This is a genomic window from Cryptosporangium japonicum (assembly GCF_039524755.1).
GTDB classification, from domain to species: domain Bacteria; phylum Actinomycetota; class Actinomycetes; order Mycobacteriales; family Cryptosporangiaceae; genus Cryptosporangium; species Cryptosporangium japonicum.
The window spans coordinates 226318-249382 of the sequence record NZ_BAAAGX010000020.1; the positions used below are offsets into that span (position 1 = coordinate 226318).

General features: G+C 72.2%; 20 protein-coding genes. 15 read left to right on the top strand and 5 right to left on the bottom strand.

Translation table 11 applies throughout. The features are described from left to right. The first annotated feature begins 1 nt into the window (after position 1). The 3 genes from ABD437_RS26220 (at position 2) to ABD437_RS26230 (ending at position 4334) form a co-directional block, all read left to right on the top strand. A complete protein-coding gene (locus tag ABD437_RS26220; RefSeq protein WP_344651584.1) occupies positions 2-400 on the top strand; it encodes a hypothetical protein in 399 nt (132 codons plus the stop codon). A gap of 468 nt (positions 401-868) precedes the next feature. Then, positions 869-3673, top strand: a complete 2805-nt coding sequence (locus tag ABD437_RS26225; RefSeq protein WP_425558245.1) for an aconitate hydratase — start codon at positions 869-871, stop codon at positions 3671-3673. Positions 3674-3761: 88 nt separating this feature from the next. Then, a complete protein-coding gene (locus ABD437_RS26230) occupies positions 3762-4334 on the top strand; it encodes a TetR/AcrR family transcriptional regulator (protein ID WP_344651586.1) in 573 nt (190 codons plus the stop codon). On the opposite strand, the gene ABD437_RS26235 is transcribed toward ABD437_RS26230, so the two are convergent. Beyond that, positions 4331-5047 carry an SAM-dependent methyltransferase gene (locus ABD437_RS26235; protein ID WP_344651587.1) on the bottom strand — a complete coding sequence of 239 codons (717 nt, stop codon included), beginning with the start codon at positions 5045-5047 and terminating at the stop codon, positions 4331-4333. The genes ABD437_RS26230 and ABD437_RS26235 overlap by 4 nt on opposite strands. Positions 5048-5184: 137 nt before the next feature. Here ABD437_RS26235 and ABD437_RS26240 point away from each other — a divergent pair, with 137 nt between their 5' ends. The 3 genes from ABD437_RS26240 (at position 5185) to ABD437_RS26250 (ending at position 9347) form a co-directional block, all read left to right on the top strand. After that, positions 5185-6546 carry a peptidoglycan-binding domain-containing protein gene (locus tag ABD437_RS26240; RefSeq protein ID WP_344651588.1) on the top strand — a complete coding sequence of 454 codons (1362 nt, stop codon included), beginning with the start codon at positions 5185-5187 and terminating at the stop codon, positions 6544-6546. 216 nt (positions 6547-6762) lie between these two features. Next, the gene (locus ABD437_RS26245) at positions 6763-6990 is read left to right on the top strand and encodes a hypothetical protein (RefSeq protein WP_344651589.1); all 228 of its coding nucleotides are present in this window, start codon (positions 6763-6765) and stop codon (positions 6988-6990) included. A gap of 50 nt (positions 6991-7040) precedes the next feature. Next, positions 7041-9347, top strand: a complete 2307-nt coding sequence (locus ABD437_RS26250; RefSeq protein ID WP_344651590.1) for a bifunctional polysaccharide deacetylase/glycosyltransferase family 2 protein — start codon at positions 7041-7043, stop codon at positions 9345-9347. On the opposite strand, the gene ABD437_RS26255 is transcribed toward ABD437_RS26250, so the two are convergent. Next, a complete protein-coding gene (locus ABD437_RS26255) occupies positions 9312-11180 on the bottom strand; it encodes an ABC transporter ATP-binding protein (RefSeq protein WP_344651591.1) in 1869 nt (622 codons plus the stop codon). The genes ABD437_RS26250 and ABD437_RS26255 overlap by 36 nt on opposite strands. Before the next feature lie 57 nt (positions 11181-11237). On the opposite strand from ABD437_RS26255, the gene ABD437_RS26260 reads away from it, so the two are divergent. Further along, positions 11238-12023 carry an exodeoxyribonuclease III gene (locus ABD437_RS26260; protein WP_344651592.1) on the top strand — a complete coding sequence of 262 codons (786 nt, stop codon included), beginning with the start codon at positions 11238-11240 and terminating at the stop codon, positions 12021-12023. 82 nt (positions 12024-12105) lie between these two features. Here the strand turns inward: ABD437_RS26260 and ABD437_RS26265 are convergent, their stop codons facing one another. Continuing rightward, complete coding sequence (locus ABD437_RS26265; protein WP_344651593.1) at positions 12106-12735, bottom strand: enoyl-CoA hydratase/isomerase family protein; 630 nt, start codon at positions 12733-12735, stop codon at positions 12106-12108. Positions 12736-12926: 191 nt separating this feature from the next. On the opposite strand from ABD437_RS26265, the gene ABD437_RS26270 reads away from it, so the two are divergent. Further along, positions 12927-14738, top strand: coding sequence for a hypothetical protein (locus ABD437_RS26270; protein ID WP_344651594.1), 1812 nt, complete (start codon positions 12927-12929; stop codon positions 14736-14738). A gap of 106 nt (positions 14739-14844) precedes the next feature. Further along, positions 14845-15639, top strand: a complete 795-nt coding sequence (locus ABD437_RS26275) for a hypothetical protein (RefSeq protein WP_344651595.1) — start codon at positions 14845-14847, stop codon at positions 15637-15639. A 450-nt stretch (positions 15640-16089) separates the two neighbouring features. Here the strand turns inward: ABD437_RS26275 and ABD437_RS26280 are convergent, their stop codons facing one another. Next, positions 16090-16458, bottom strand: coding sequence for a hypothetical protein (locus ABD437_RS26280; RefSeq protein WP_344651596.1), 369 nt, complete (start codon positions 16456-16458; stop codon positions 16090-16092). A 49-nt stretch (positions 16459-16507) separates the two neighbouring features. Then, positions 16508-18109, bottom strand: coding sequence for an ABC-F family ATP-binding cassette domain-containing protein (locus tag ABD437_RS26285; RefSeq protein WP_344651597.1), 1602 nt, complete (start codon positions 18107-18109; stop codon positions 16508-16510). A gap of 191 nt (positions 18110-18300) precedes the next feature. Here ABD437_RS26285 and ypfJ point away from each other — a divergent pair, with 191 nt between their 5' ends. The 6 genes from ypfJ to ABD437_RS26315 all read left to right on the top strand — a co-directional run bounded on the left by ypfJ (position 18301) and on the right by ABD437_RS26315 (position 23012). After that, positions 18301-19188, top strand: a complete 888-nt coding sequence (ypfJ, locus tag ABD437_RS26290) for a KPN_02809 family neutral zinc metallopeptidase (protein WP_344651598.1) — start codon at positions 18301-18303, stop codon at positions 19186-19188. Between the two features lie 90 nt (positions 19189-19278). After that, positions 19279-19518, top strand: a complete 240-nt coding sequence (locus tag ABD437_RS26295; RefSeq protein WP_344651599.1) for a hypothetical protein — start codon at positions 19279-19281, stop codon at positions 19516-19518. Beyond that, positions 19515-20453 carry an ABC transporter ATP-binding protein gene (locus ABD437_RS26300; protein WP_344651600.1) on the top strand — a complete coding sequence of 313 codons (939 nt, stop codon included), beginning with the start codon at positions 19515-19517 and terminating at the stop codon, positions 20451-20453. Before ABD437_RS26295 ends, ABD437_RS26300 begins: the two co-directional genes overlap by 4 nt. Then, positions 20450-21202: an ABC transporter permease gene (locus tag ABD437_RS26305; protein WP_344651601.1), complete on the top strand. Its 753-nt coding sequence runs from the start codon at positions 20450-20452 to the stop codon at positions 21200-21202. Before ABD437_RS26300 ends, ABD437_RS26305 begins: the two co-directional genes overlap by 4 nt. Positions 21203-21210: 8 nt before the next feature. Next, complete coding sequence (locus ABD437_RS26310) at positions 21211-22410, top strand: sensor histidine kinase (protein ID WP_344651602.1); 1200 nt, start codon at positions 21211-21213, stop codon at positions 22408-22410. Further along, positions 22407-23012 (top strand): response regulator, encoded by a 606-nt coding sequence (locus ABD437_RS26315; RefSeq protein WP_344651603.1) that lies wholly within the window; start codon positions 22407-22409, stop codon positions 23010-23012. The genes ABD437_RS26310 and ABD437_RS26315 overlap by 4 nt, the downstream gene beginning before the upstream one ends. The last annotated feature ends 53 nt before the right edge of the window (positions 23013-23065 follow it).

Genomic DNA, 23065 nt, shown 5'->3' on the forward strand with positions numbered 1-23065 from the left:
TGTGCGTATCTGTGTTCTGCTGACGGTGCTGGTGGTAGCGGCCTGCTCGTCGTCACCCTCGGAGTCCCCGGAGCCGTCATCGGCGGCCCAGCAGCAGGTGTCGGCCGCAGCGAGCCCGACCGGGACGCGGTACGGGGCCCGATTCACGCTGTGCGCGCGGGGCTCGTACGCCAGCTACGCGGTGTTCCGCGACAAGTCACGCTCCCAGACGGTGCCGCCGGGCCAGTGCACGACCAAGGCGTTCGCGCTGGAGGACGGCCCGCACCGCGCCCACCTGTACGGCATCGACGCCGACCTGGACCGCGCGTTCCTGATCGGCACCGACTGGTTTGGCAGCGACTACGACGCCAACCTCCAGACCACCGGCACCCCCGCCAACCCCGACTGGTCCGAGTTCTGACCCCCGGCGGCCCGCTGGCCCGACACCACCAACCGTGGTGAGGTAGCTACACCAAGCCATCGAACCAGCACGCCGAAGGTCGGGAGCCGTGCAGCACGCCACCTTTCGGGAGGACGTCCGGCGGCTGGTCGAGGCGATCGGGCGAGCCCGGGGGCAGTGAGGGAGCGCGAGGGAACCCTCCCCGGCCACGACGGTGGAGCGGGACGACTCGGCCGGAGCGGGCGCGCGGCGGTCGCGGAAGCGCGCGGCGCCCGCCCGGCAGGCGTAAACATCGTCGTGAACCGACAGAAGCCCGGTCGAGTGGGTAAGCCGAAGACAAGACTCCGGCCCGCATCGGGTAGGATGCAAGACGGACGTACGGTTTTAATGCCAGAGGCCAGCCGCCTGCAGCGGAGCGTGACCGGTAGGCGAGACTGGCGACGAGAACCGACGAAGGAGTGCGACGTGTCAGAGGGCTCCCCCCCGCGCATCGACAGTTTCGGGTCGGCCGGCTCGCTCACGGTCGGCGACGAGAACTATGAGATCTTCCGGCTGAACGCCGTCGAGGGCCTCCAGGACAAGATCGCGAAGCTTCCGTATTCGCTCAAGGTCCTGCTCGAGAACCTGCTGCGGACCGAGGACGGCGCGAACGTCACCGCCGATCACATCCGCGCGCTGGCGAACTGGGATCCGCAGGCCGAGCCGGACACCGAGATCCAGTTCACGCCCGCCCGGGTCGTGATGCAGGACTTCACCGGCGTTCCGTGCGTGGTGGACCTCGCCACGATGCGTGAGGCCGTCGCGGAGCTCGGTGGCGACCCGGCGAAGATCAACCCGCTGGCGCCGGCCGAGCTGGTCATCGACCACTCGGTGATCGCCGACGTGTTCGGCGCGCCGGACGCGTTCGCGCGCAACGTCGAGCTGGAGTACCAGCGCAACCTGGAGCGCTACCAGTTCCTGCGCTGGGGCCAGGGCGCCTTCAACGAGTTCAAGGTCGTGCCGCCGGGCACCGGCATCGTGCACCAGGTGAACATCGAGCACCTGGCCCGCACGGTCATGGTCCGCAACGGGGTCGCCTACCCCGACACCTGCGTGGGCACCGACTCGCACACCACGATGGTCAACGGGCTGGGTGTGCTGGGCTGGGGCGTCGGCGGCATCGAGGCCGAGGCCGCGATGCTGGGCCAGCCGGTGAGCATGCTGATCCCGCGGGTCGTGGGCTTCAAGCTGAACGGTGAGCTGCCCGAGGGCACCACCGCCACCGACCTGGTGCTGACGATCACCGAGATGCTGCGCAAGCACGGTGTGGTCGGCAAGTTCGTCGAGTTCTACGGCGAGGGTGTCACCGCGGTGCCGCTGGCCAACCGGGCCACGATCGGCAACATGAGCCCCGAGTTCGGCTCCACCGCCGCGATCTTCCCGATCGACGCCGAGACCGTGAACTACCTGCGGCTCACCGGTCGGCCCGAGCAGCAGCTCGCGCTGGTCGAGGCGTACGCGCGGGAGCAGGGCATGTGGCACGACCCGTCGGTCGAGCCGGTGTTCTCCGAGTACCTCGAGCTGGACCTGTCGACGGTCGTGCCGTCGATCGCCGGCCCGAAGCGTCCGCAGGACCGGATCGTGCTGTCCGAGTCGAAGGCGCAGTGGCGCGGCGACATCCGCACCTACGTGACCGACGACGCGCAATACGTCTCGGCCGTCGACGTCGCCGAGGGGCCCACCGACGAGGCGTCGGCGGAGTCGTTCCCGGCGTCGGACTCCCCCGCCAACGGCCGCTCGACCGAGGCCGACAAGCCGCACCACAACGCCCCGGGCACGAACGGCCGGCCGTCGAAGAAGACCCCGGTGACGCTCTCGGACGGCACGTCGTTCGAGATCGACCACGGCGCCGTGACGATCGCGGCGATCACCTCGTGCACGAACACGTCGAACCCGTCGGTGATGATCGGCGCGGCGCTGCTGGCCAAGAAGGCCGTCGAGCGTGGCCTCACCCGCAAGCCGTGGGTGAAGACGACGCTGGCCCCGGGCTCGAAGGTCGTCAGCGACTACTACGACCGCGCCGGGCTCACGCCGTACCTCGACAAGATCGGGTTCAACCTGGTCGGTTACGGCTGCACGACGTGCATCGGCAACTCCGGCCCGCTGCAGGACGAGATCTCGGCCGCGATCAACGAGGCCGACCTCGCGGTGTCCGCGGTGCTCTCCGGCAACCGCAACTTCGAGGGCCGGATCAACCCCGACGTCAAGATGAACTACCTGGCCTCGCCGCCGCTCGTGGTGGCGTACGCGCTGGCCGGTTCGATGGACATCGACATCACCACCGAGCCGCTGGGAACGGGCTCGGACGGCACGCCGGTGTACCTGAGCGACATCTGGCCGTCGCCGCAGGAGGTCGAGGAGGTCATCGCCTCCGCGATCCACAGCGAGATGTTCTCGCGCGACTACGCGGACGTCTTCGCCGGTGACGAGCGCTGGCAGAACCTGCCGACGCCGACCGGCAACGTGTTCGAGTGGGACGCCGAGTCGACCTACGTCCGGAAGCCCCCGTACTTCGAGGGCATGCCGGAGAAGCCGACGCCGGTCACCGACATCGAGGGCGCCCGGGTGCTGCTGAAGCTCGGCGACTCGGTGACCACCGACCACATCTCCCCCGCCGGGGCGATCAAGGCGGACTCGCCGGCCGGCAAGTACCTCACCGAGCACGGCGTCGAGCGGCGTGACTTCAACTCGTACGGGTCGCGGCGCGGCAACCACGAGGTGATGATCCGCGGCACGTTCGCGAACATCCGGCTGCGCAACCAGATCGCTCCGGGCACCGAGGGCGGGTTCACCCGGGACTTCACCGTCGCCGACGGCCCGGTGACCACGGTCTACGACGCCGCGCAGAACTACGCGGCGGCGTCCACCCCGCTGGTCGTGCTGGCCGGCAAGGAGTACGGCTCGGGGTCCTCGCGTGACTGGGCGGCCAAGGGCACGGCGCTGCTGGGCGTGCGTACGGTCATCGCCGAGTCGTACGAGCGCATCCACCGCTCGAACCTGATCGGCATGGGTGTGCTGCCGCTGCAGTTCCCGGCCGGCGAGTCGGCCGAGTCGCTCGGGCTGACCGGCGAGGAGACGTTCTCGGTCACCGGCGTCACCGCGCTGAACGACGGTTCGACGCCGCGGACGGTCAAGGTCACCACCGACACCGGGGTCGAGTTCGACGCGGTCGTGCGCATCGACACGCCCGGCGAGGCCGACTACTACCGGCACGGCGGCATCATGCAGTACGTGCTCCGCAGCCTGCTGGGCTGAGCGTGGGCCGGCGCCTCCACGGGGGCGCCGGCCAACCAAACCAGACGTACGGATTGCAAGAACGGGCACCGGCTGTCACGATCGGGGCATGCCCAAGGTCAGCCAGCTGCACCTCGACGCTCGACGGCAGGAGATCCTCGCCGGCGCACGGGCCTGCTTCGCCCGGCACGGCTACGAGGGTGCGACGGTGCGTCGGCTGGAGGAGGAGACCGGCCTCTCGCGGGGCGCGATCTTCCACCACTTCCGCGACAAGGAGTCGCTGTTCCTCGCGGTCGCCGAGGACGACGCCGCCGAGATGGCCGCGGTCGTCGCCGAGCAGGGCCTCGTGCAGGTGATGCGCAATCTGCTGGACGACGAGTTCAGCCCCGAGCAGGCCGGCTGGCTCGGCACGCAGCTCGAGGTGTCCCGGCGCCTGCGCACCGACAAGGACTTCGCCGCGCGTTGGGCGGCCCGGTCGGAGGCGATCTCGCAGGCCACGCACGACCGGCTGGTGCGCCAACGCGAGGCCGGCGTCCTGCGTGAGGACGTGGACCTGGAGACCCTCCAGCGGTTCCTGGAGCTGGCGCTGGACGGCCTGGTGCTCCACCTGGCGATGGGGCGCCCCGCCGCCAAGCTCGGCACGGTCCTCGACCTGGTCGAGGAGGCCGTCCGCCGCCGCTAGCGGCGCGCCTGGAGAACCGGGCCGCCGACGTCCAGAGCGTCCTTGACGACGAAGCCGGCGTCGGTGAGCTCCTCGCGGAGTTCCTCGGGCGTCACCGGCCAGGTGTAGAACTCGGTCTCGGCCTCGGAGACCACCTCGCCCTCGGCGTCCAGCACCGTGTACCGGTACTCCCACCACTGACGCTGCCCGGCGGGCTCGCCACGCACCGACCCGACGACCGTGTGCGTGCCGACCGTGGCCCGCCCGAGCTCACGCGGCTGCTGCACGACCGGCTCGGTCAGCCGCGGCTCGTCGAGCAGGAACAACCCACCGGGGACGAGCGCGTTGTGCACCCGCTCCCAGATGTCGGGCCGGTACGGCGGCGGGAACGCCGGGCTGGTGTCCAGACACACGGCCAGGTCGGCGAACTCGGCGACCGCGAAGCGCTCGGCGTTCTCCGGCAGCACGGTGGTGCGCGCGCGCAGGGCCGGGTCCGCGGCCAGCCGGGCGTAGAGCGCCGTGCGCATCCCCACCGACGGCTCCACCGCCACGATCGGCACCTCGGGCACCTCGGCGGCGAGCGCGGCCAGCACCGAGCCCGTTCCGGCCCCCAGGTCGAGGACACCGTGGGTGACCTCGCTGCCGGCCGCCGCGAGCAACGCCGAGGCCCTGGCGGCCGACCGCTCCGCGTGCAGCAGGTCGTAGTACTGCGCCGCAGCCGCGTAACCGTCCACCCTGCCCCCACCCCTTCAGCTCCGACACATCTGTGCGGACCTTAAGCGCAGCGTGCGGCCCGGCGGCAGGTCCGATCCCAAATCTTGAGGCAGTCATAGGGCTGCCCGCCCGTTTCGTCCGGTTGTCGTGACGCTCGGTGAGCGCACGGGAGTGGGACGGGTGCGTGGCCCCGGTTCCGTTCAGCCCGCACCCGTCCGGCGCCGACGAGTGCACCGTGACGAACTCGACGACCCGCCGCCGCGTCCGTGCTCTCGGTGCCGCTCTCGCCCTGTCCGTGATCACCGGGCTGGGTGTCGCCCCGGTGGCCGCGTCCGCCGCGACGCCGGCCCCGAAGACCCCGACCGCTCCGGCGAGCCTGCCGACCGGCATCGAGTCGCTGGCACCGTACGTGCCGCAGACCTCCTGCGAGTGGGTCGACAAGCCCGGCTCGATCGCGCTCGGCACGCTGCTGAAGACCACGTACCCGGACACGTCGTACGGCGTCACCCGCGGCTGCACCGGCACGATGAACAGCGAGCACTACGACGGTCGTGCCGTCGACTGGATGAACTCGATCCGCAAGCCGGCCCAGGCCGCGCAGGCCACCGCGGTGCTCGACTGGCTGCTCGCCACCGACGCCGCCGGCAACAAGTTCGCGAACGCCCGCCGGCTCGGCGTCATGTACATCATCTGGGACGGGAAGATCTGGGGCAGTTACAACCAGGTCTGGAAGCCGTACTCGACCTGCGCGTCGCACCCCGAGGCGAGCATGGACACCACCTGCCACCGCGACCACGTGCACTTCAGCCTCTCGTGGGCCGGTGCGATGAAGCGGACGTCGTTCTGGTCCGGGTCGGTCGCGGCGAACGACTACGGTCCGTGCCGGACCTCCGACCTGAACTACGCGGCGCCCTACCGCGGGACCAACGCCACCAAGTGCACCTCGTACGCGAAGCTGACCGCCCCCGCGGGGTCCAGCGCCGCCTACGCCGGCCTGGTCAAGTTCTCCGGTGCGCAGCTGCAGGCCGGAGCGAGCGGCAACGCGGTGAAGGCGCTGCAGACCGGGCTCGGCCTGAGCGCCGACGGATCGTTCGGGGCGGGCACGACCGAGGCGGTGACGCAGTTCAAGTCGACGCACGGCCTGCCGGCCAACGGCGTGGTCGACGCGGCGACCTGGCGCGTGCTCCTGGCCGCGCTCAAGCCGGTCGCGCCGGTCACGAAGCCGACCACGCCGGTGACCCCGGCGGCCGCGGCCCCGGCCAAGCCCGCCGCGGCGCCCGCCAAGGCGACCGCGCCCGCCAAGCCGGTGAACGCGCTCACGCAGTACAAGAACGTCACGCTCAAGGTGGGCTCGAAGGGCGCGGCCGTCACCGCGCTGCAGCGGCGCCTGAAGTTGCCCACGGTGACCGGTACGTTCGCCACCAAGACCCAGAACGCGGTGAAGATCTTCCAGCGGACGCACCGCCTGCCGGTGACCGGGGTCGTCAACCGCGCCACCTGGATCGCCCTCGGCGCGTAGGCGGTAACGCAGGGTAGGGAAATTCGAGGCGTTCGGATGTATCAGACTTCCGAACAGCCAGCGGCACGGCGCCGGAATGACGAGGAGTAGCTTCCCCTAACGGTAAGCTCGTGGGGAAATGTACGTATTCGGAGCCGAGCGGGTGACGATTTTGGGCGGTTTGTTAAGTCTGTGAGTCCGATTAGCGTGGTTCATTACGCTTCTAGGCTTGATTCCATGGACCGCACTGAACTACTCACCGTCACTCATGGCCCCGTCTTCGTCGACAGCACCGGGCGCCGTGCCCGCCGGTTACGGATCCTCGCAGTGGCGCTCTGCCTGGCCTTCGTCGTCAGCCTCGGCGTGCTGGCCAGCGGGTTGTTCGGCACGTCGGTCGATCTCTCGACCGCGATGCCGACACCCACCGCGTCGGCGACCGCGAGCGCGAGCACGACCGCCGGGTAGCCGGGGCCGGGCGTGGCGGCCGTGAACCGCCCGCCGACCGAAGGACTGCGATGGCCCGGTCCGACCGCCCCGATCCCGCCGAGCCCGTACGGGGAGAACCGGACACCCCCCCGATCCCGTCGGCGCCCCCGACCTTCGACACCGAGGAACCCCGGCCGCCCGCGGCCTGGCGTTTCCGGCGCGGGCTGCGGAACCGGACACCGAGCCCGCACGAGGAGATGCGCGGCGAGCGCAAAGCACGCGGACGCGTGCCGCTGGTCGTCATCCTCCTGGTCTTTCTCTGCGCGATCCTGTTCCTCAACGCGGTCGCCACCGCCTCGGTCGGCGCGTCGAGCACCGTCCACGAGGCCGGCAGCTCCACCGACGTCCCGGACCAGATCACCGACGGCGGCCCGGTGATCGACACGACGCTCGGCCGCACGACCTCCTCCTTCCGCATGAAGGAGAAGACGATCGCGCTGACGTTCGACGACGGACCCGACCCGACCTGGACCCCGAAGATCCTCGACGTGCTGAAGAAGCACGACATCGACGCCACGTTCTTCATGGTCGGCGCACGCATCACCGAGGACCCGGCGATGGTCGAGCGCGTGCACCGCGAGGGCAACGAGATCGGGATCCACACGTTCACCCACCGGGACATGTCGACGATCGGCGCCTGGGAACGGCGCCTGCAGTACTCGGCGACCCAGATGGCGGTGGTCGGCGCGACCGGCGACACCACGTCGCTGCTGCGCTTCCCGTACTCCTCCACCGCCGACGCCATCGACAACACCTACTGGCCGATCATCAAGGAAGCCGGTGGGCTGGGGTACGTCACGGTCGTCGCGGACGTGGACGGCGAGGACTGGGCCCGCCCGGGGGTAGGCAAGATCGTCGAGAACGCCACTCCCGAGGGCGGCAAGGGCGCGGCCGTGCTCATGCACGACGCCGGTGGCAACCGGGCCGAGACCGTCGCCGCGCTCGACCTCTACATCCCGAAGATGAAGAAGCTCGGGTACACGTTCACGACGCTGTCGGAGGGCATCGACTTCGGGGCCACCGACGTCACCGCCGAGGTGCACCGGGACGCCACCCACAGCGAGCTGCTCCGGGGGCGCGCGGTGCTCTACGGCATCTGGCTGGCCCACCAGTTCGTGCTCGTGTGCACGGCGCTGATCCTGATCGTCGGCGTGCTGACGGTCGGCCGGCTGGCGCTGATGCTGCTGCTGACCGTCCGGCACCTGGCCACCCGCCGGAAGGCCTACACCGAGCCGGTGACGCTGCCGGTCACCGTCGTGGTGCCGGCCTACAACGAGAGCGCCGGGATCGAGGCGGCCGTCCGGTCGCTGGCCGCCAGCGACTACGTCGGGCGCGACGCCGACGGCAACGAGGTGCCGGTCAAGGTCGTCGTCGTCGACGACGGCTCCACCGACCGCACGGCCGACCTGGTGGAGGCCCTGCGCTTCCCGAACGTGAAGGTCATCCGGGTGGCGAACGGCGGCAAGGCACGGGCGCTGAACATCGGCGCCGCCGAGACCGACTACCCGATCGTCGTGATGGTCGACGGCGACACGCTGTTCGAGCCCGGTTCGATCAGCGCGCTCGCCCGGCCGTTCGCCGACCCGGCGGTGGGCGCGGTGGCCGGCAACGTGAAGGTCGGCAACCGGGGCAGCCTGCTGGGGCGCTGGCAGCACATCGAGTACGTCACCGGGTTCGCGGTGGACCGCCGGGCCTACGAGATCATGCGCTGCATGCCGACGGTGCCGGGGGCGATCGGCGCGTTCCGGCGCGAGGCACTGGCCCAGGCCGGTGGCGTCAGCGACGACACGCTCGCCGAGGACACCGACCTGACCATGGCGCTGAGCCGGGCCGGCTGGCGCGTCGTCTACCAGGACCAGGCGCGCGCGTGGACCGAGACCCCGGCCACGATCGGGCAGCTGGCCACCCAGCGCTACCGCTGGACCTACGGGACGATGCAGGCGATGTGGAAGCACCGCGGCGCGTTCCTCGACCGCGGCCCGTCCGGCCGCTTCGGACGGATCGGGCTGCCGTTCCTGGCCCTGTTCGGGGTGGTGCTGCCGCTGCTGGCACCGCTGATCGACATCTTCCTGATCTACGGCCTGCTCTACTACGACGCAGGCCTGACCGTCGTCGGGTGGCTGGGCATGCTCGCCGTGCAGCTGATCATCGCGGTGGTGGCGTTCCGGCTCGACCAGGAACCGTTGCGCCCGCTGTGGGCGTTCCCACTGCAGCAGATCGTCTACCGGCAGCTGATGTACGTCGTGCTGATCCAGTCCGTGGCGACGGCGCTCACCGGCGCGCGGCTGCGCTGGCAGAAGCTACGTCGCACTGGGAACGTGAGCACTGCCGGCTGAGTAGAGCGTCGCGTACAGGCCGCCCGCGGCGAGCAGCGACTCGTGCGTGCCGCGTTCGACGATCCGGCCGCCGTCGACGACCAGGATCAGGTCGGCGTTGCGGACGGTGGAGAGCCGGTGCGCGATCACCAGCGCGGTGCGGTCGGCGAGCGCCTCGTCCAGCGCCTGCTGCACGGCACGCTCGGAGTCCGTGTCCAGGTGCGCGGTCGCCTCGTCCAGAATGACGACACCGGGCGCCTTGAGCAGCAGCCGGGCGATCGCGAGCCGCTGCTTCTCCCCGCCCGACAGGCGGTGGCCGCGCTCCCCCACCACCGTGTCGAGACCGTCCGGGAGCGAGCGCACCAGGGGCTCGATGCGGGCCCGGCGCAGCGCGTCCCAGAGCTGGTCCTCGGCGGCGCCGGGGCGGGCGAACAGCAGGTTGGCCCGGATCGTGTCGTGGAAGAGATGCGCCTCCTGCGTGACGACGCCGACCGCGTTCCGCAGCGACGCCGTCGTCGCCTGACGCACGTCGACCCCGCCGACGAGCACCGCGCCGGCGTCCACGTCGTAGAGGCGCGGCACCAGCGACGAGATCGTGGTCTTGCCCGCCCCGGACGGGCCGACCAGCGCGACCAGCTGGCCCGGCCGGGCCTCGAAGTCGATGTCGTGCAGCACCGGCGTGCGCGGGGCCGTGTCCAGCACGGCGACGTCCTCGAGCGAGGCGAGCGACACCTCGTCGGCGGCCGGGTAGCTGAACGACACCCCGCGGAACTCGACGCTGCGCGCGCCCGCCGGGATCGTCGTCGAACCGGGCGTGAGCGCGGGCTCCAGGTCCAGCACCTCGAAGACCCGGTCGAAGCTCACCAGCGCGCTCGCGACGTCGAGCTGCACGTTGGAGAGGGCCGTGAGCGGGCCGTAGAGGCGGGTGAGCAGCAACGCCAGGCTGACCACGGTGCCGGCCGACAGGCCACCGGCCAGCGCGAGCCAACCGCCCGCACCGTAGACCAGCGCGGTGGCCAGCGCGGCGACGAGCGTCAGCGCGGCGAAGAACGCCCGGGAGTAGACCGCGGAGAGCACGCCGACGTCACGCACGCGGGCCGCGCGGGCCCCGAACGCCTCCTCCTCGTCCTCGGGGCGGCCGAACAGCTTGACCAGCATCGCGCCGGCGACGTTGAACCGCTCGGTCATCGTCGTGTTCATCGACGCGTTGAGCTCGGCCGCCTCCCGGGTGATCCCGGCCAGCCGTCGCCCCACCCGGCGCGCGGGCAGCACGAACACCGGCAGCAGCACCAGCGCGGCCAGCGTGATCGGCCAGGACAGGGTCAGCATGACGGCGAGCGTCAGCACCAGCGCGATGACGTTGGAGACCACGCCCGACAGCGTCGACGTGAACGCCCGCTGCGCCCCGATCACGTCGTTGTTCAACCGGCTGACCAGCGCGCCGGTCTGCGTCCGGCTGAAGAACGCGACCGGCATGCGCTGCACGTGGGCGAAGACCCGGGTGCGCAGCGAGAGGATGATGCCCTCGCCGATCCGGGACGAGAACCAGCGGCCCACCATCGAGAGCACCGTGTCGACCACGGCCAGCCCGGCGATCACCACCGCGACCGTGACGACGGTGCTGCGGGGCCCGCCCCGGTTGATCGCGTCGACGACGCGGCCGGCCAGCACCGGCGTCACGACCGCGATCACGCTCGAGACGACGGTCGCGGTCAGGAACACCACGATGTCGCGCCGGTAGGGCTTCGCGAACGCCAGGATGCGCTTCCAGGTGCCGGGTGGGAGCTTGCGCGCCTCGCCGCGGTCACGACGCAGCGACCGCATCATCTCCATCGCGGCCATCGGTTGGGTCATGGCCGCTGCAACGCTGTAATCAGCAGGGTGATTCCACCGCGCTGGCAGGATGGGAGCGTGCGCCTGGCGACCTGGAACGTGAACTCGGTGACCGCGCGGCTCCCCCGGCTGCTCGAGTGGCTGGCGGAGACGAAGCCGGATGTGCTGTGCCTGCAGGAGATCAAGACCACGACCGAGGCGTTCCCGGCCGACGCCGTCGCCGAACTCGGCTACCGGGCGGCCGCCCACGGAAACGGGCGGTGGAACGGGGTGGCGCTGCTGTCCCGCGTCGGGCTGGAGGACGTCACCCGAGGGCTGATCGACGAGCCCGGCTTCCCCGACCCGGAGCCCAGGGCGATCGGCGCGACTTGCGGAGGCGTGCGGATCTGGTCGATCTACGTGCCGAACGGCCGCGAGCCGGACCATCCGCACTACCAGTACAAGCTGGCGTGGTTCGAGGCGCTGCAGCGTACGGTGGCGTCCGAGCTCGGCGCGGGCCCGTTCGTCGTCACCGGCGACTTCAACGTCGCGCCGACCGATGACGACGTGTGGGACCCGGCCGTCTTCGTCGCCTCGACGCACGTCACCCCGCCGGAGCGGGCCGCGCTGGCCGCGCTCCGCGAGGCGGGGCTGGTCGACGTGTTCCCGCGGCCGTTGAAGTACGACCACCCGTTCACGTACTGGGACTACCGCGCCGGGGCGTTCCCCAACAACAAAGGTATGCGGATCGACCTCTTCTACGCCGACTCGACGCTGGCGGGCACGGTGACCGACGCGTACGTGGACCGCAACGCACGCAAGGGCAAGGGCCCGTCGGACCACGCGCCGATCGTGGTGGACACCTCGGTACCGCCGCCGGCGTGACCGCAGGGTCGGGGCTCGCGGGGTCGGGGCTCGCGGGGTCGGGGCACGCGGGGTCGGGGCACGCGGGGTCGGGGCACGCGGGTCAGGGCTCGCGGGCCAGGCGGGCGAAGGCGCCGCGTTCGGCGGCGGGGGTCGGGGCCGCGAAGAGGGCCTTGGTCTCGGCGAGGACGGCCCGGTCGGCCGCGAGGAGGCCGGCGACCAGGTCGTCGGTCGCGGCGGCGAGGTCCGAGCCCGGCACCACGCGGGTCGCCAGCCCGAGCCGCTCGGCCTCGGCGGCGGCCACCGGCCGGCCGGTCAGCGCGAGGTCGGCCGCGCGCCCGGCGCCGACCGACGCCACGAGCCGACCGGCCACCCCGAGCAGCGGCGGGCCGCCGAACGTGACCGACACGTCGTGCGCGAACACCCGCAGATCGCAGCTGAGCGCGAGTTCGGCGGCCGGGCCGGCGAGCGGGCCACGGGCGGCGGCCACCGCGACCGTGTCGGCCCGCCGCAACCACGCCACCGCGTCCTGGTAGCCGGCCAGCACGGCGTCGCACTCCGCTTCGGACAGTGCGGCCAACCGCGCCCGGAAACTCTCCGTAGTGGATCGACCGCTCGGCGTGAGCGAGCCGTCGAGCTCCAGGACGACCACCCGCACGTCGCCGGTGAGGTCACGCCCCGTGGCCGCGAGCGCCTCCAGGGCCCGGACGGCGTGCTCGTCCCAGTGCGTCACGTTGCCGACGACAACGGTCCTCACCCCCGGTCGGCCGACGTCCACCCAGCTCACCCCACCCGATCGCGGTTGTCCGGGTCGACACTACGCACTGTCGACGCTGAGCGAACGTAGCCGGTTGACCGGCCGAACGGACCGAACTGTCACCACCAGATCGTGAGCCGCACACCGAACGCTTTACCCTGAAAGCCATGGCTCCCGGCTATCGGTATGACGACGCCCGCTCCAGTGGTGGGACGTACGACCTTCCCCGCGGTGCGGACGCTGACGCGACGGCCTACCGTCAGCCGCGTTCGCCCGAGGGCGACGCCTACCGTCCGCGCGGCCGATCCAGCTCCGAGCCGACCCGGCAGTCCCCACCCCGTCCACCGGCCCCGCCCGCACCACCGGCACCGCCGCAGGCCCGTCCGTCGCGGGAGCGCTACGCCGACGAGGAGTTCGCCGACCGCCGTTACGAGACCGGCCGTCGCGGGGACGACCGGGGCGGGCGTGACGACCGGGGCGGGTACGACGACCGCGCCTCACGCGACGACCGCGCGGGCGGGCGCGACGAGCGGGGCGGGCGTGACGAGCGGAGTTCCCGCGACGAGCGGGACCCGCGCGACGATCGGGGCGGGTACGACCAGCGCGCGGGCTACGACGACCGCGGCGGGTACGACGACGGTGGCCGGGACGCCTACGACGACCGGGGCCGCTACGACGACCGCGGGTACGACGGGCGCGGCCGCAGCAGCCGCGACGACCGCGGTTACGACGACCGCGGTGGCCGGGACCCCCGCGACGACCGGAGTCGGTACGACGACCGCGGCGGCTACGACGACCGGGGCGACCGGGGCGACCGGGGCGACCGGGGCGACCGGGGCGACCGCGGCTCCCGCGACGACCGCGGTTACGACGACCGCGGCGGCCGGGACCCCCGCGACGACCGGAGCTCACGCGACGACCGGGGCTCACGCGACGACCGGGGCGGGTACGACGACCGCGGCCGGGCCCGGCGGGACGACTACGGCGACCGGGGCCGGGGCCGGGGCGACGAGCGCGGTTACGACGACCGCGGCCGCCGCGGCGGTTACGACGACGAGGCGGAGCAGGCCACCCGGCGCGTCCGCCCGGAGGAACTCGGCCTGCCGTCCCTGGGCCGGGGCGCCGGCCCGGAAACCCGCCCGATCCCCGCGGCCCGCCCGCCGGCCGACGGCCCGCGCCGCGACGTCCCGGCACCCCCGCCGGACATCGACTCCGAGTCGACGATGATCCTGCCCAAGGCCGGCGACCGTTCCCCCCTCGACCGCGCGTTACGCACCGAGGACGACCAGGCCACCCAGATGTTCGTCCCGCGGCCCTCGTCCGGCGCCGCCGGCGGCCCCCCGCCGCCCGGCCTGGGCGCGACCAGGGTCGGTGGCCCCCCGGCCAACGACGCCGCCACCCAGATGATCCGGCGTCCGGACGAGATGCCGCTGATCGAGGGCCTGCCGGCCGGTGGCGACGACCAGGCCACGCAGATGTTCTCCCGGCCCGACGACCTGCGTCCGGTGTTCGTGGACGGCAGCGGCAAGCGGCAGAAGCGCATCAAGCTGCTGTTCCGCCTGATCGGCGTCATCGCGCTGCTGTTCCTGATCGGCATCATCGTGAGCCTCGTCGCCGGTCCGGACGTCATGAAGGCCGGGATCAACGAGAAGGACGAGAAGCCGTCGCCGTCGGCTTCGGCGACGTCGGCGGCACCGAAGACGCAGCCGTCCGCGTCGGCCAGCGCCGCGGCTCCGGCACCGGAGGCCACCCGTCGGGGCCGGGCCACCGACCCGGCTCCGACGGCCGCGGCTCCGCCTCCCGCGGCCGAGGAGGAGGACACCGCCGAGCCCACCGAGCCCGCGCCGACCCGCACGCGTACCCGCAGCACGTCGCCCGACGCGAGCCCGAGCCAGTCGGCCGACCCGAGCGACCCGGACACCGGCGGCAATGGGAACGGGAACGGAAATGGCAACGGGAACAGCAACGGGCGAGGCTGACGACGGTGGGGGCACACTGAATGCCCCCACCCGAAGTAGTCGATAAGTAGGACATTTCCCGTTACGTGGTGGGGTGGGGCTTCGCCCCAGCGCATAGCCTGGGGCCATGCCTCTCGTCCCGACCGACGACACCACCGGCGTCGCTCCGGCGTTCTGGACCCCTTCGATCGCGAAGTCCGCCGACGACAGCGACGAGGCGAGGACCGCCGGCGCCGACTCCACTCCGGAGCCACCGGCCGACGGCACCGGACACCGGGCCGCGCCCCCGCCGGCCACCGAGCCCGCGGACGTCGCCGGCTCTCCGCCGGCCGACGACGGACGGAGCGCGGCCGACGCCGAACCCGAGGTGAACCCGACCGCGGACACGCAGGCGCTGCGCAGCCTCGGCGACGACGCCTTACCCGTCTTCCTCGACACCACCGGACGCCGCCGTCGCCGTGTCCGCGCGCTGCTCTGGCTGGTCAGCCTGGCCGGTCTCACCTACGCCGCGGTGCTCGTCCTGAGCCTTCTCTCCGGCCACGACGCGCAGTCGCTCGGCGCCCCCGACTTCCGCCCCGGGGAACGCTCGCCGGCCGCCACGGGCGCCCCGGTCGCCAGCACCGGGGCCGCGATCCCGCGCACCACCGCCCCCGCCGCCGAACGCCCGGTCGCGCCGGACGGCTCGCGCGCGCCGGATCCGCAGCGGGCCGCGACCACACCCGCGGAGGCGCCGCGATCCCGGGCGGCCGCCCCGAGCCGCCCGGCCGCCGCCCCGGCCACACCGGCCACCCCGCCGGCCACCTCGGCCCAGCCGGCGGATCCGCCGAGCCCGGCACCACCCTCCACACCGTCCACACCGGCCGCGTCCGCGTCGCCCGGCGGCGGCATCGTCGACCGGATTCTCGACACGCTGTTCCCGTGACCCCGATAAATCACGGCTCGCATTTGGTCAGACACACAGAGTAACCAAGTGTCACACACCCGACACAAATCAACTGTGAGTTACCCGATGGCCAAACTCGTTAGGCCATCTCGGTTTTGTCCGGACTTAGCGGGTATTGACGCGGAAATCTGTCCGGATATCCACCCGATCGCCCCTTACTAAGAGTGAAATCAGCGCGCTCCAAACAGTCATTACTCTCGAATCCGTGAATCCTGTCGCCCCCTCCGACGTCACGCAGCGTCTCGAACCGGTCGGTGATGAACTCACCTCCAACGCACCGGTCTTCCTCGACACCACCGGCCGTCGCCGGCGCCGTGTCCGCTTCGTCGGCGTCGTCGTCTCCAGCGCCTGCCTCCTCTACATCGGACTCCTGGCGTTCAGCCTCTTCACCGGGAGCTCGGTCGGGCTGAACACGCTCTTCCCCGACGGTCAACGTGCCGTCGGCACCGACGCGTCGGCCGAGCCGTCCCCGTCGGCCTCCACGTCGCGGTCGACGTCGGACAACCCGACCCGGCGCGACACGACGGAGCAGAGCAGCCCGCAGCCGGTCACGGCCGGGAGCGCCGCGCCGCGCGCGACCGCCACCCCGAAGCCGACCCCGACGAAGGCCGCCGCGCCGAGCTCCGCCCCGACGACGGCCGCCCCCACCACGGCGCCCACGACCGCGCCGACGACCACTGCGCCCACCACGGCACCGACGACGGCTCCCACGCCGTCCACGGCGCCCTCCGGTGGCACCAACGACGCGCCGGGCGTCGGCGCCGGCACCACCCCGTAGGCCGCCGGGCGACGACTCACGAAAAAGGGCTCCTCCCGGCATGGGAGGAGCCCTTCGTCGTCGGCCGGATCAGGCCAGCGACACCAGTTCCATCAGGTCGTCGGACCAGTTGTCCTCCACCCCGTCGGGCAGCAGGATCACCTTCTCCGGCTTGAGCGCCTCGACCGCGCCGGGGTCGTGCGTCACCAGCACGACCGCGCCGGTGTAGGTGGTGAGCGCGTCGAGCACCTGGACGCGGCTCGCCGGGTCGAGGTTGTTCGTCGGCTCGTCGAGCAGCAGCACGTTCGCCGCCGAGCTCACCAGCCCGGCCAGCGCCAGCCGCGTCTTCTCGCCGCCGGAGAGCACCCCGGCCGGCTTGTCGACGTCGTCGCCGGAGAACAGGAACGCACCGAGCAGCCGCCGGATCTCCCCGTCGGAGCTGTCCGGCGACGCCGAGCGCATGTTCTCCAGCACGGTGCGCTCGGTGTCGAGCGTCTCGTGCTCCTGGGCGTAGTAGCCCAGGCGCAGGCCGTGGCCGGGCTCGACCGCGCCGGTGTCGGGCTGCTCCATGCCGGAGAGCAGGCGCAGCAGCGTGGTCTTGCCGGCGCCGTTCAGCCCGAGCACCACGACCCGCGTGCCCCGGTCGACCGCCAGGTCGACGTCGGTGAAGATCTCCAGCGAGCCGTAGCTCTTGGAGAGCCCGGACGCGGTGAGCGGCGTGCGCCCGCACGGCGCCGGCGTCGGGAAACGCACCTTCGCGACCTTGTCCGAGACCCGCTCGTCGGCCAGCCCGGCCAGCAGCTTCTCGGCCCGCTTGGCCATGTTCTGCGCCGCGGTGGCCTTGGTGGCCTTCGCACGCATCTTGTCGGCCTGCGACATCAGCGCGCCGGCCTTCTTCTCGGCGTTCGCGCGCTCCCGCTTGCGGCGCCGCTCGTCGGCCTCCCGCTGCGCGTGGTACGCCTTCCACCCCAGGTTGTACTGGTCGACCTCGGCGCGGTTCGCGTCCAGGTACCAGACCTTGTTGACGACGGCGTCGAGCAGGTCACCGTCGTGCGAGATGACGATCAGGCCGCTCTTGTGGCCCTTGAGGTAGTCGCGCAGCCAGGTGATCGAGTCGGCGTCGAGGTGGTTCGTCGGTTCGTCCAGCAGCAGCGTCTCGGCGTCGGAGAACAGGATCCGGGCCAGTTCGACGCGACGGCGCTGGCCGCCGGAGAGCGTGCGCAGCGGCTGGCCGAGCACCCGGTCGGGCAGGCCGAGGTTCGCGCAGATGCGCGCGGCCTCGCTCTCGGCGGCGTACCCGCCGAGCGCGGCGAACTGGTCCTCCAGGCGGCCGTACCGGCGCACCAGCTTGTCGCGGTCCTTGTCGGTGGCCGCCTCGGCCATCCCGACCTGCACCTTGTCCATGTCGTGCAGCAGCACGTCGAGCCCGCGGGCGGAGAGCACCCGGTCGCGCGCGGTGACGTCGAGGTCGCCGGTGCGGGGGTCCTGCGGGAGGTAGCCGACCTCGCCGCGCCGGCTGACCTCGCCCGCGTAGGGCAGGCCCTCGCCGGCCAGCACCTTGAGCGTGGTGGTCTTGCCGGCGCCGTTCCGGCCGACCAGGCCGATCCGGTCACCGGGCTGCACACGCAGCGTGGTGTCGGAGAGCAGGATGCGCGCACCCGCGCGCAGCTCGAGGCCGGTAACGGTGATCACGGTGAAGATTCCTCGCAGACGGACGGGCCGGACGGACACAAGGCGAGGGTCGGTCTACGAGCGCACGGATTCCAGTCTACCCGGCCGCCCCGAGCGAATTCCGAGGCCGCGGCCGGAGTAGGTTGGCGCAGCCTCCGGCGGGGTACCGGATCGGCGGCGGACAGGCCGGCTCCCGTAGGACGGTGCGAACGATGGACTTCGACGACGACGCCAACCTTGATCTCTCCAAGGTCGAAGACGGGCGGGGAGGCGGAGGCGGCTTCGGCGGCGGCCCGATGGTCGTCGGCGGTGGCGCGCTCGGGCTGATCGTCACCGTGGTGCTGGCGCTGCTCGGCTACAACACGCTCGGCAGCGACTCCTCGACGAGCCCGGCGCCCAGCAGCTCGGCGAACCTGGCCCAGGAGTGCGCGAAGACCAACCAGGACCGCTTCGAGCTCGTCCAGTGCCGCCAGGTCGCGGTCTTCGACGACCTGCGTGACTACTGGGGCACCGACGGCGCACCGGCGCTGAACGCGAAGTACTCCGACCCCACGCTGCGGTTCTTCACCCAGGGCGTGAACACCGCGTGCGGGCAGGCCACGTCGGCGGTCGGGCCGTTCTACTGCCCGGGCGATCAGCGCATCTACATCGACCTGGGGTTCTACGACGAGCTGGCGCAGCGGTTCGGGGCGCCCGGTGAGTTCGCGCAGGCCTACGTGCTGGCCCACGAGTTCGGTCACCACGTGCAGTACCTGACCGGGTTCGAAGGGGAGATCCGGAAGCTGCAGCAGCAGAACCCCAGCAAGGAGAACCAGTACTCGATCGCGCTGGAGCTCCAGGCCGACTGCTACGCCGGGGTGTGGACGGCGAACGCCACCGGCGGGGCGCAGAGCCTCGTCGAAGGGGTCTCCCAGGAGGACATCAAGTCCGCGCTCGGTGCCGCCGGAGCGGTCGGTGACGACCGGATCCAGGAGCAGTCGGGGGGCCAGGTGAACCCGGAGACGTGGACGCACGGTTCCGCCGCCCAGCGCGAGCAGTGGTTCGACGTCGGTCGCAACAGCGGTGACCCGCAGTCCTGCAACACGCTCAAGCGGGCATGACGTTCGTCACGGGTCGGCCGTGAGGCGCTCGGCGAAACCTCGTGTAACGACGCACTGGGGCCGAGCCCGCCTCGGCCCCAGGCTTGAGTCATGGCCAACAACGCGCTGTCGAACTACTTCGCCGACTCGATGTCGCTCACCTCGGCACCGACCGTCCGCCGGGAGCTGGCGGTCACGATCTCCACGCTGGTCCTCCTCGGAGCCGCGTGGCTGATCGTCGACAACCAGCGGTTCCTCACCGTTTTCAGCATCGTGATGGGCGCCTACCTCGCGGTGCGGCTGGTCCTGGCGGCCCGCACGCAGGCCTCGGCCACCCGGAACCCGCGATGAACGCCGTCGACGTCCGCGACCTCACCCGGACCTACAAGTCCGGCGCCGAGGCGGTCCGGGGCATCAGCTTCCAGGTGGCGCCCGGCCAGGTGTTCGGCCTGCTCGGCACGAACGGCGCCGGCAAGACCTCCACGATGGACGTCGTGGCCGGCCTCGCCGCACCGACGTCCGGCACCGTCCGGGTGCTGGGCCACGACCCGATCCGGGAGCGCCGGGCCGTCCGGCACCGCACCGGGGTGGTGCTGCAGTCGGGTGGCTTACCCGGCGAGCTGACCGTCGCCGAGGCGGTGCGCATGTGGGCCGGGACGATGCGCGCGCCCCGGCCGGCCGCGGAGGCGATCGAGGCCGTCGACCTCGTCGACCGGATGGGCGTGCCGATCAAGAGCCTCTCCGGCGGCGAGCGCCGCCGGCTGGACCTGGCGGTCGCGCTGCTCGGCCGCCCCGATCTGCTGATGCTGGACGAGCCGACGACCGGCCTGGACGCCGAGAGCAGGCGCCGGATCTGGACGCTGATCCGCGCGCTGGTCGACGGCGGCACCGCGGTGCTGCTCACCACCCACCACCTGGAGGAGGCCGAGGAGCTCTCGGACGAACTCGCGATCCTGCACCGCGGCCGGATCGTCGCCGAGGGCACGCTCGACCAGGTCGTCGCCACCTACCGGGCCGAGATCCGCTGGGGCGACACCGTCGGGCGCCCACCGGCCGGCGTGCTCGACGCCGGCGAGGCCGTGGAGACCGAGGGCAGGCACGTCGTGGTGCGTACCGGCAGCCTGCAGCGGACGCTCGGCCGCGTGCTGCGCTGGGCCGAGGACGAGGGGGTCGCGCTGCCCGAACTGCGCGCCACCCCGGCGTCGCTGGAGACCGCGTTCCTGGCCCTGGCCCGCAGCACCGACGACGCCACCGCCCCCCGTCAGCTCGAGGAGATCACGCGATGACCGCCGTACTGCACCGGACCTATTCGCTGGGGCGCGCCGAGGTGCTGCTGCTGCGCCGCAACAAGACCTTGCTGTTCACCGCGGTGCTGGTGCCGCTGGGGCTGGTCGCGGCGCTCGCGTCCGCGCAGGACGGCCGCACCGACGACAACGCCGCGGCCGGGATGGTCAGCATGTTCACCGGCATGGTGCTGCTGTTCGTCGTCTACTACACGGTGTTGAGCGCGTCGGTGGCGCGGCGCGAGGAAGGGGTCCTGCAGCGCCTGCGTACCGGTGAGGCCGCCGACGCGGAGATCCTGAGCGCGCTCGCGCTGCCGGGAACCGTGGTGGCGATCGCCCAGGTGGTGCTGTTCGGGGTGATCGGAGCGGTGGTGCTCGGCCTGCCCGCACCGGGCAACCCGGTCGTCGTGCTGGTGGCGCTGCTGCTCGGCGCCGTGATGCTCTCGGTCGTCGCGCTGCTCACCGCGGTGATCTCGAAAACGGTGGAGTCGGTGCAGATCACCAGCCTCCCGGTGCTCGCGCTCTGCTTCCTCGGCGGCGGCCTGGTCGTGCCGATGGACTCGATGCCGGAGAACCTGTCGCGGGTCGCGCAGTTCACCCCGCTGGCCCCGGTGCTCGAACTGGCCCGGACCGGGTGGCTCGGCACCGCCGAGCTGGCCGGCACCGCCGGGCAGATCGGGATCCTGCTCGGCTGGATCGTGCTGGGCTCGTTGCTGGTGCGCTCGTCGTTCCGCTGGTCACCCCGGGCATGATCGGGGGCATGAACCTACGGCGATGGTGGCGGGGCACCGATGATCTCGGCCGCGTGACGCTGTACACGCGGTCGTCGGTCCTCCCGCTGCTGTTCGTCGGCCCGTTCGTCCTCGGGTCGATCCCGTCGGTGCAGAACGGCGACGTCAGCGAACCGGTGGCGCTCACGCTCGTCGCCACCGTGTTCGGGATGTCGCTGGTGGCCGCGTACCTGCTCGACCGGCAGGTCGTCGGTCGGGTACTGACCCGGCCCTACCTGGCGCTGCTGGTCGGGGCGGCGCTGCTGACCACGGTGACGGTGGTCGCGCTGCCGATCGGCAACGCCCGCGGGCCCGCGCTGCTGACGGCCGCGGCGTTCCTCGTCGCCCCGATCGGCGCGTTCGGGGCGCGCTACTACGTGCCGCTCAGCCTGGCGCTGGTGCTCGCGATCGGACTCCAGTCGAACGTGCGGGACCAGCCCCAGCGGTTGGTTCCGCTGGTCGTCCAGATGCTTCTTCTGCTCATCGCGGTCGCCTGTACGGCGCAGGTGTCGGTCTGGCTGACCACCGTGGTGCGGCGGCTGGCCGACGCGGACCGCACGCGGGCCGAGCTCGCGGTGGCCGAGGAGCGGCTGCGCTTCGCCCGCGACCTGCACGACATCGTCGGGCGCGACCTGTCGGCGATCGCGGTCACCAGCGACCTGGTCGCCGAGCTCGCCCGGCGCGGACGCCCGGAGGCGGCCGAGCGGGCCGAGGAGGTGCGCACGATCGCCCAGGAGTCGCTGCGCCAGGTGCGTGCGGCGGTCCGCGGGTACCGGACGATCGACCTGCGTACCGAGCTGGAGGGTTCGGCGGCGCTGCTGCGCTCCGCGGGGGTGACCAGCCGGGTGAGCGCCGACGTCGGCCCGCTGCCCGACGACGTGCGGACCGCGACCGCCTGGGTGGTGCGCGAAGGGGTGACCAACGTGGTGCGGCACTCGACGGCCACGCGGTGCCGGATCGAGGTGCGCGAAGAAGGGGGCACGGTGCACGTGCGGTTGGAGAACGACGGCGCGAGCGGGCCGCTCGGGCACGGGTCCGGGCTGGTCGGGCTGGCCGAGCGGCTCCGTCCGCTCGGAGGTGAGCTCTCGTTCGAGCAGCGGAACGGGTCGTTCGTGCTGCGTGCCGAGCTACCGGCCGACGGCGCGCCGGCCGCGGCGGAGCCCGGGGTCGCCGGGGAGGTGCGCGCGTGATCCGGGTGCTGCTGGCCGACGACGAGAACCTGGTGCGCAGCGCCATCGCCGGGCTGCTCGGCCTGCAGGACGACCTGCTGATCGTGGCCCAGGCGGCGTCCGGCACCGAGGCGGTCGCGATGGCGCGCAAGGAGCTGCCCGACGTGGCCGTGCTCGACCTGCAGATGCCGGGCGCCGACGGGCTCGCCGCGGCCACGCAGATCCACGCCTCCGTGCCGGGCTGCGCGACGATGGTGCTGACCAGCCACGGCCGGCCGGGGTACCTCAAGCGGGCGCTGGAGATCGGCGTGCGGGGATTCCTGCCCAAGACGTCGTCCGGGTCGGTGCTGGCGGCCGCGATCCGCACCGTCGCCGGTGGCGGCCGGTACGTCGATCCCGAGCTCGCCGCGGACGCGATCGCCGCCGGCGAGAGCCCGCTCACCCCGCGCGAGGCCGACGTGCTGGAACTGGCCGCCGACGGCGCGACGATCGAGGAGATCGCGGTGCGCATCTCGCTCTCGCCCGGCACCGTACGCAACCATCTCTCGTCGGCGACCGGCAAGCTCGGCGCCCACAACCGCCACGAGGCCGTGGCCGCCGCCCGCCGCTCCGGCTGGATCTGACCCCTTGACACGCTCGGCCACCTTATCGAGTATCGATGTTATCGACTTTCGAT

Bases quoted from the DNA above. Each gene is read 5' to 3' on its own strand.
- ABD437_RS26230 (WP_344651586.1), top strand. From the start codon at position 3,762: ATGCCCAAGGTCAGCCAGCTGCACCTCGACGCTCGACGGCAGGAGATC.
- ABD437_RS26245 (WP_344651589.1), top strand. From the start codon at position 6,763: ATGGACCGCACTGAACTACTCACCGTCACTCATGGCCCCGTCTTCGTC.
- ABD437_RS26250 (WP_344651590.1), top strand. From the start codon at position 7,041: ATGGCCCGGTCCGACCGCCCCGATCCCGCCGAGCCCGTACGGGGAGAA.
- ABD437_RS26255 (WP_344651591.1), bottom strand. From the start codon at position 11,180: ATGACCCAACCGATGGCCGCGATGGAGATGATGCGGTCGCTGCGTCGT.
- ABD437_RS26270 (WP_344651594.1), top strand. From the start codon at position 12,927: ATGGCTCCCGGCTATCGGTATGACGACGCCCGCTCCAGTGGTGGGACG.
- ABD437_RS26275 (WP_344651595.1), top strand. From the start codon at position 14,845: ATGCCTCTCGTCCCGACCGACGACACCACCGGCGTCGCTCCGGCGTTC.
- ypfJ (WP_344651598.1), top strand. From the start codon at position 18,301: ATGGACTTCGACGACGACGCCAACCTTGATCTCTCCAAGGTCGAAGAC.
- ABD437_RS26295 (WP_344651599.1), top strand. From the start codon at position 19,279: ATGGCCAACAACGCGCTGTCGAACTACTTCGCCGACTCGATGTCGCTC.
- ABD437_RS26300 (WP_344651600.1), top strand. From the start codon at position 19,515: ATGAACGCCGTCGACGTCCGCGACCTCACCCGGACCTACAAGTCCGGC.
- ABD437_RS26305 (WP_344651601.1), top strand. From the start codon at position 20,450: ATGACCGCCGTACTGCACCGGACCTATTCGCTGGGGCGCGCCGAGGTG.
- ABD437_RS26310 (WP_344651602.1), top strand. From the start codon at position 21,211: ATGAACCTACGGCGATGGTGGCGGGGCACCGATGATCTCGGCCGCGTG.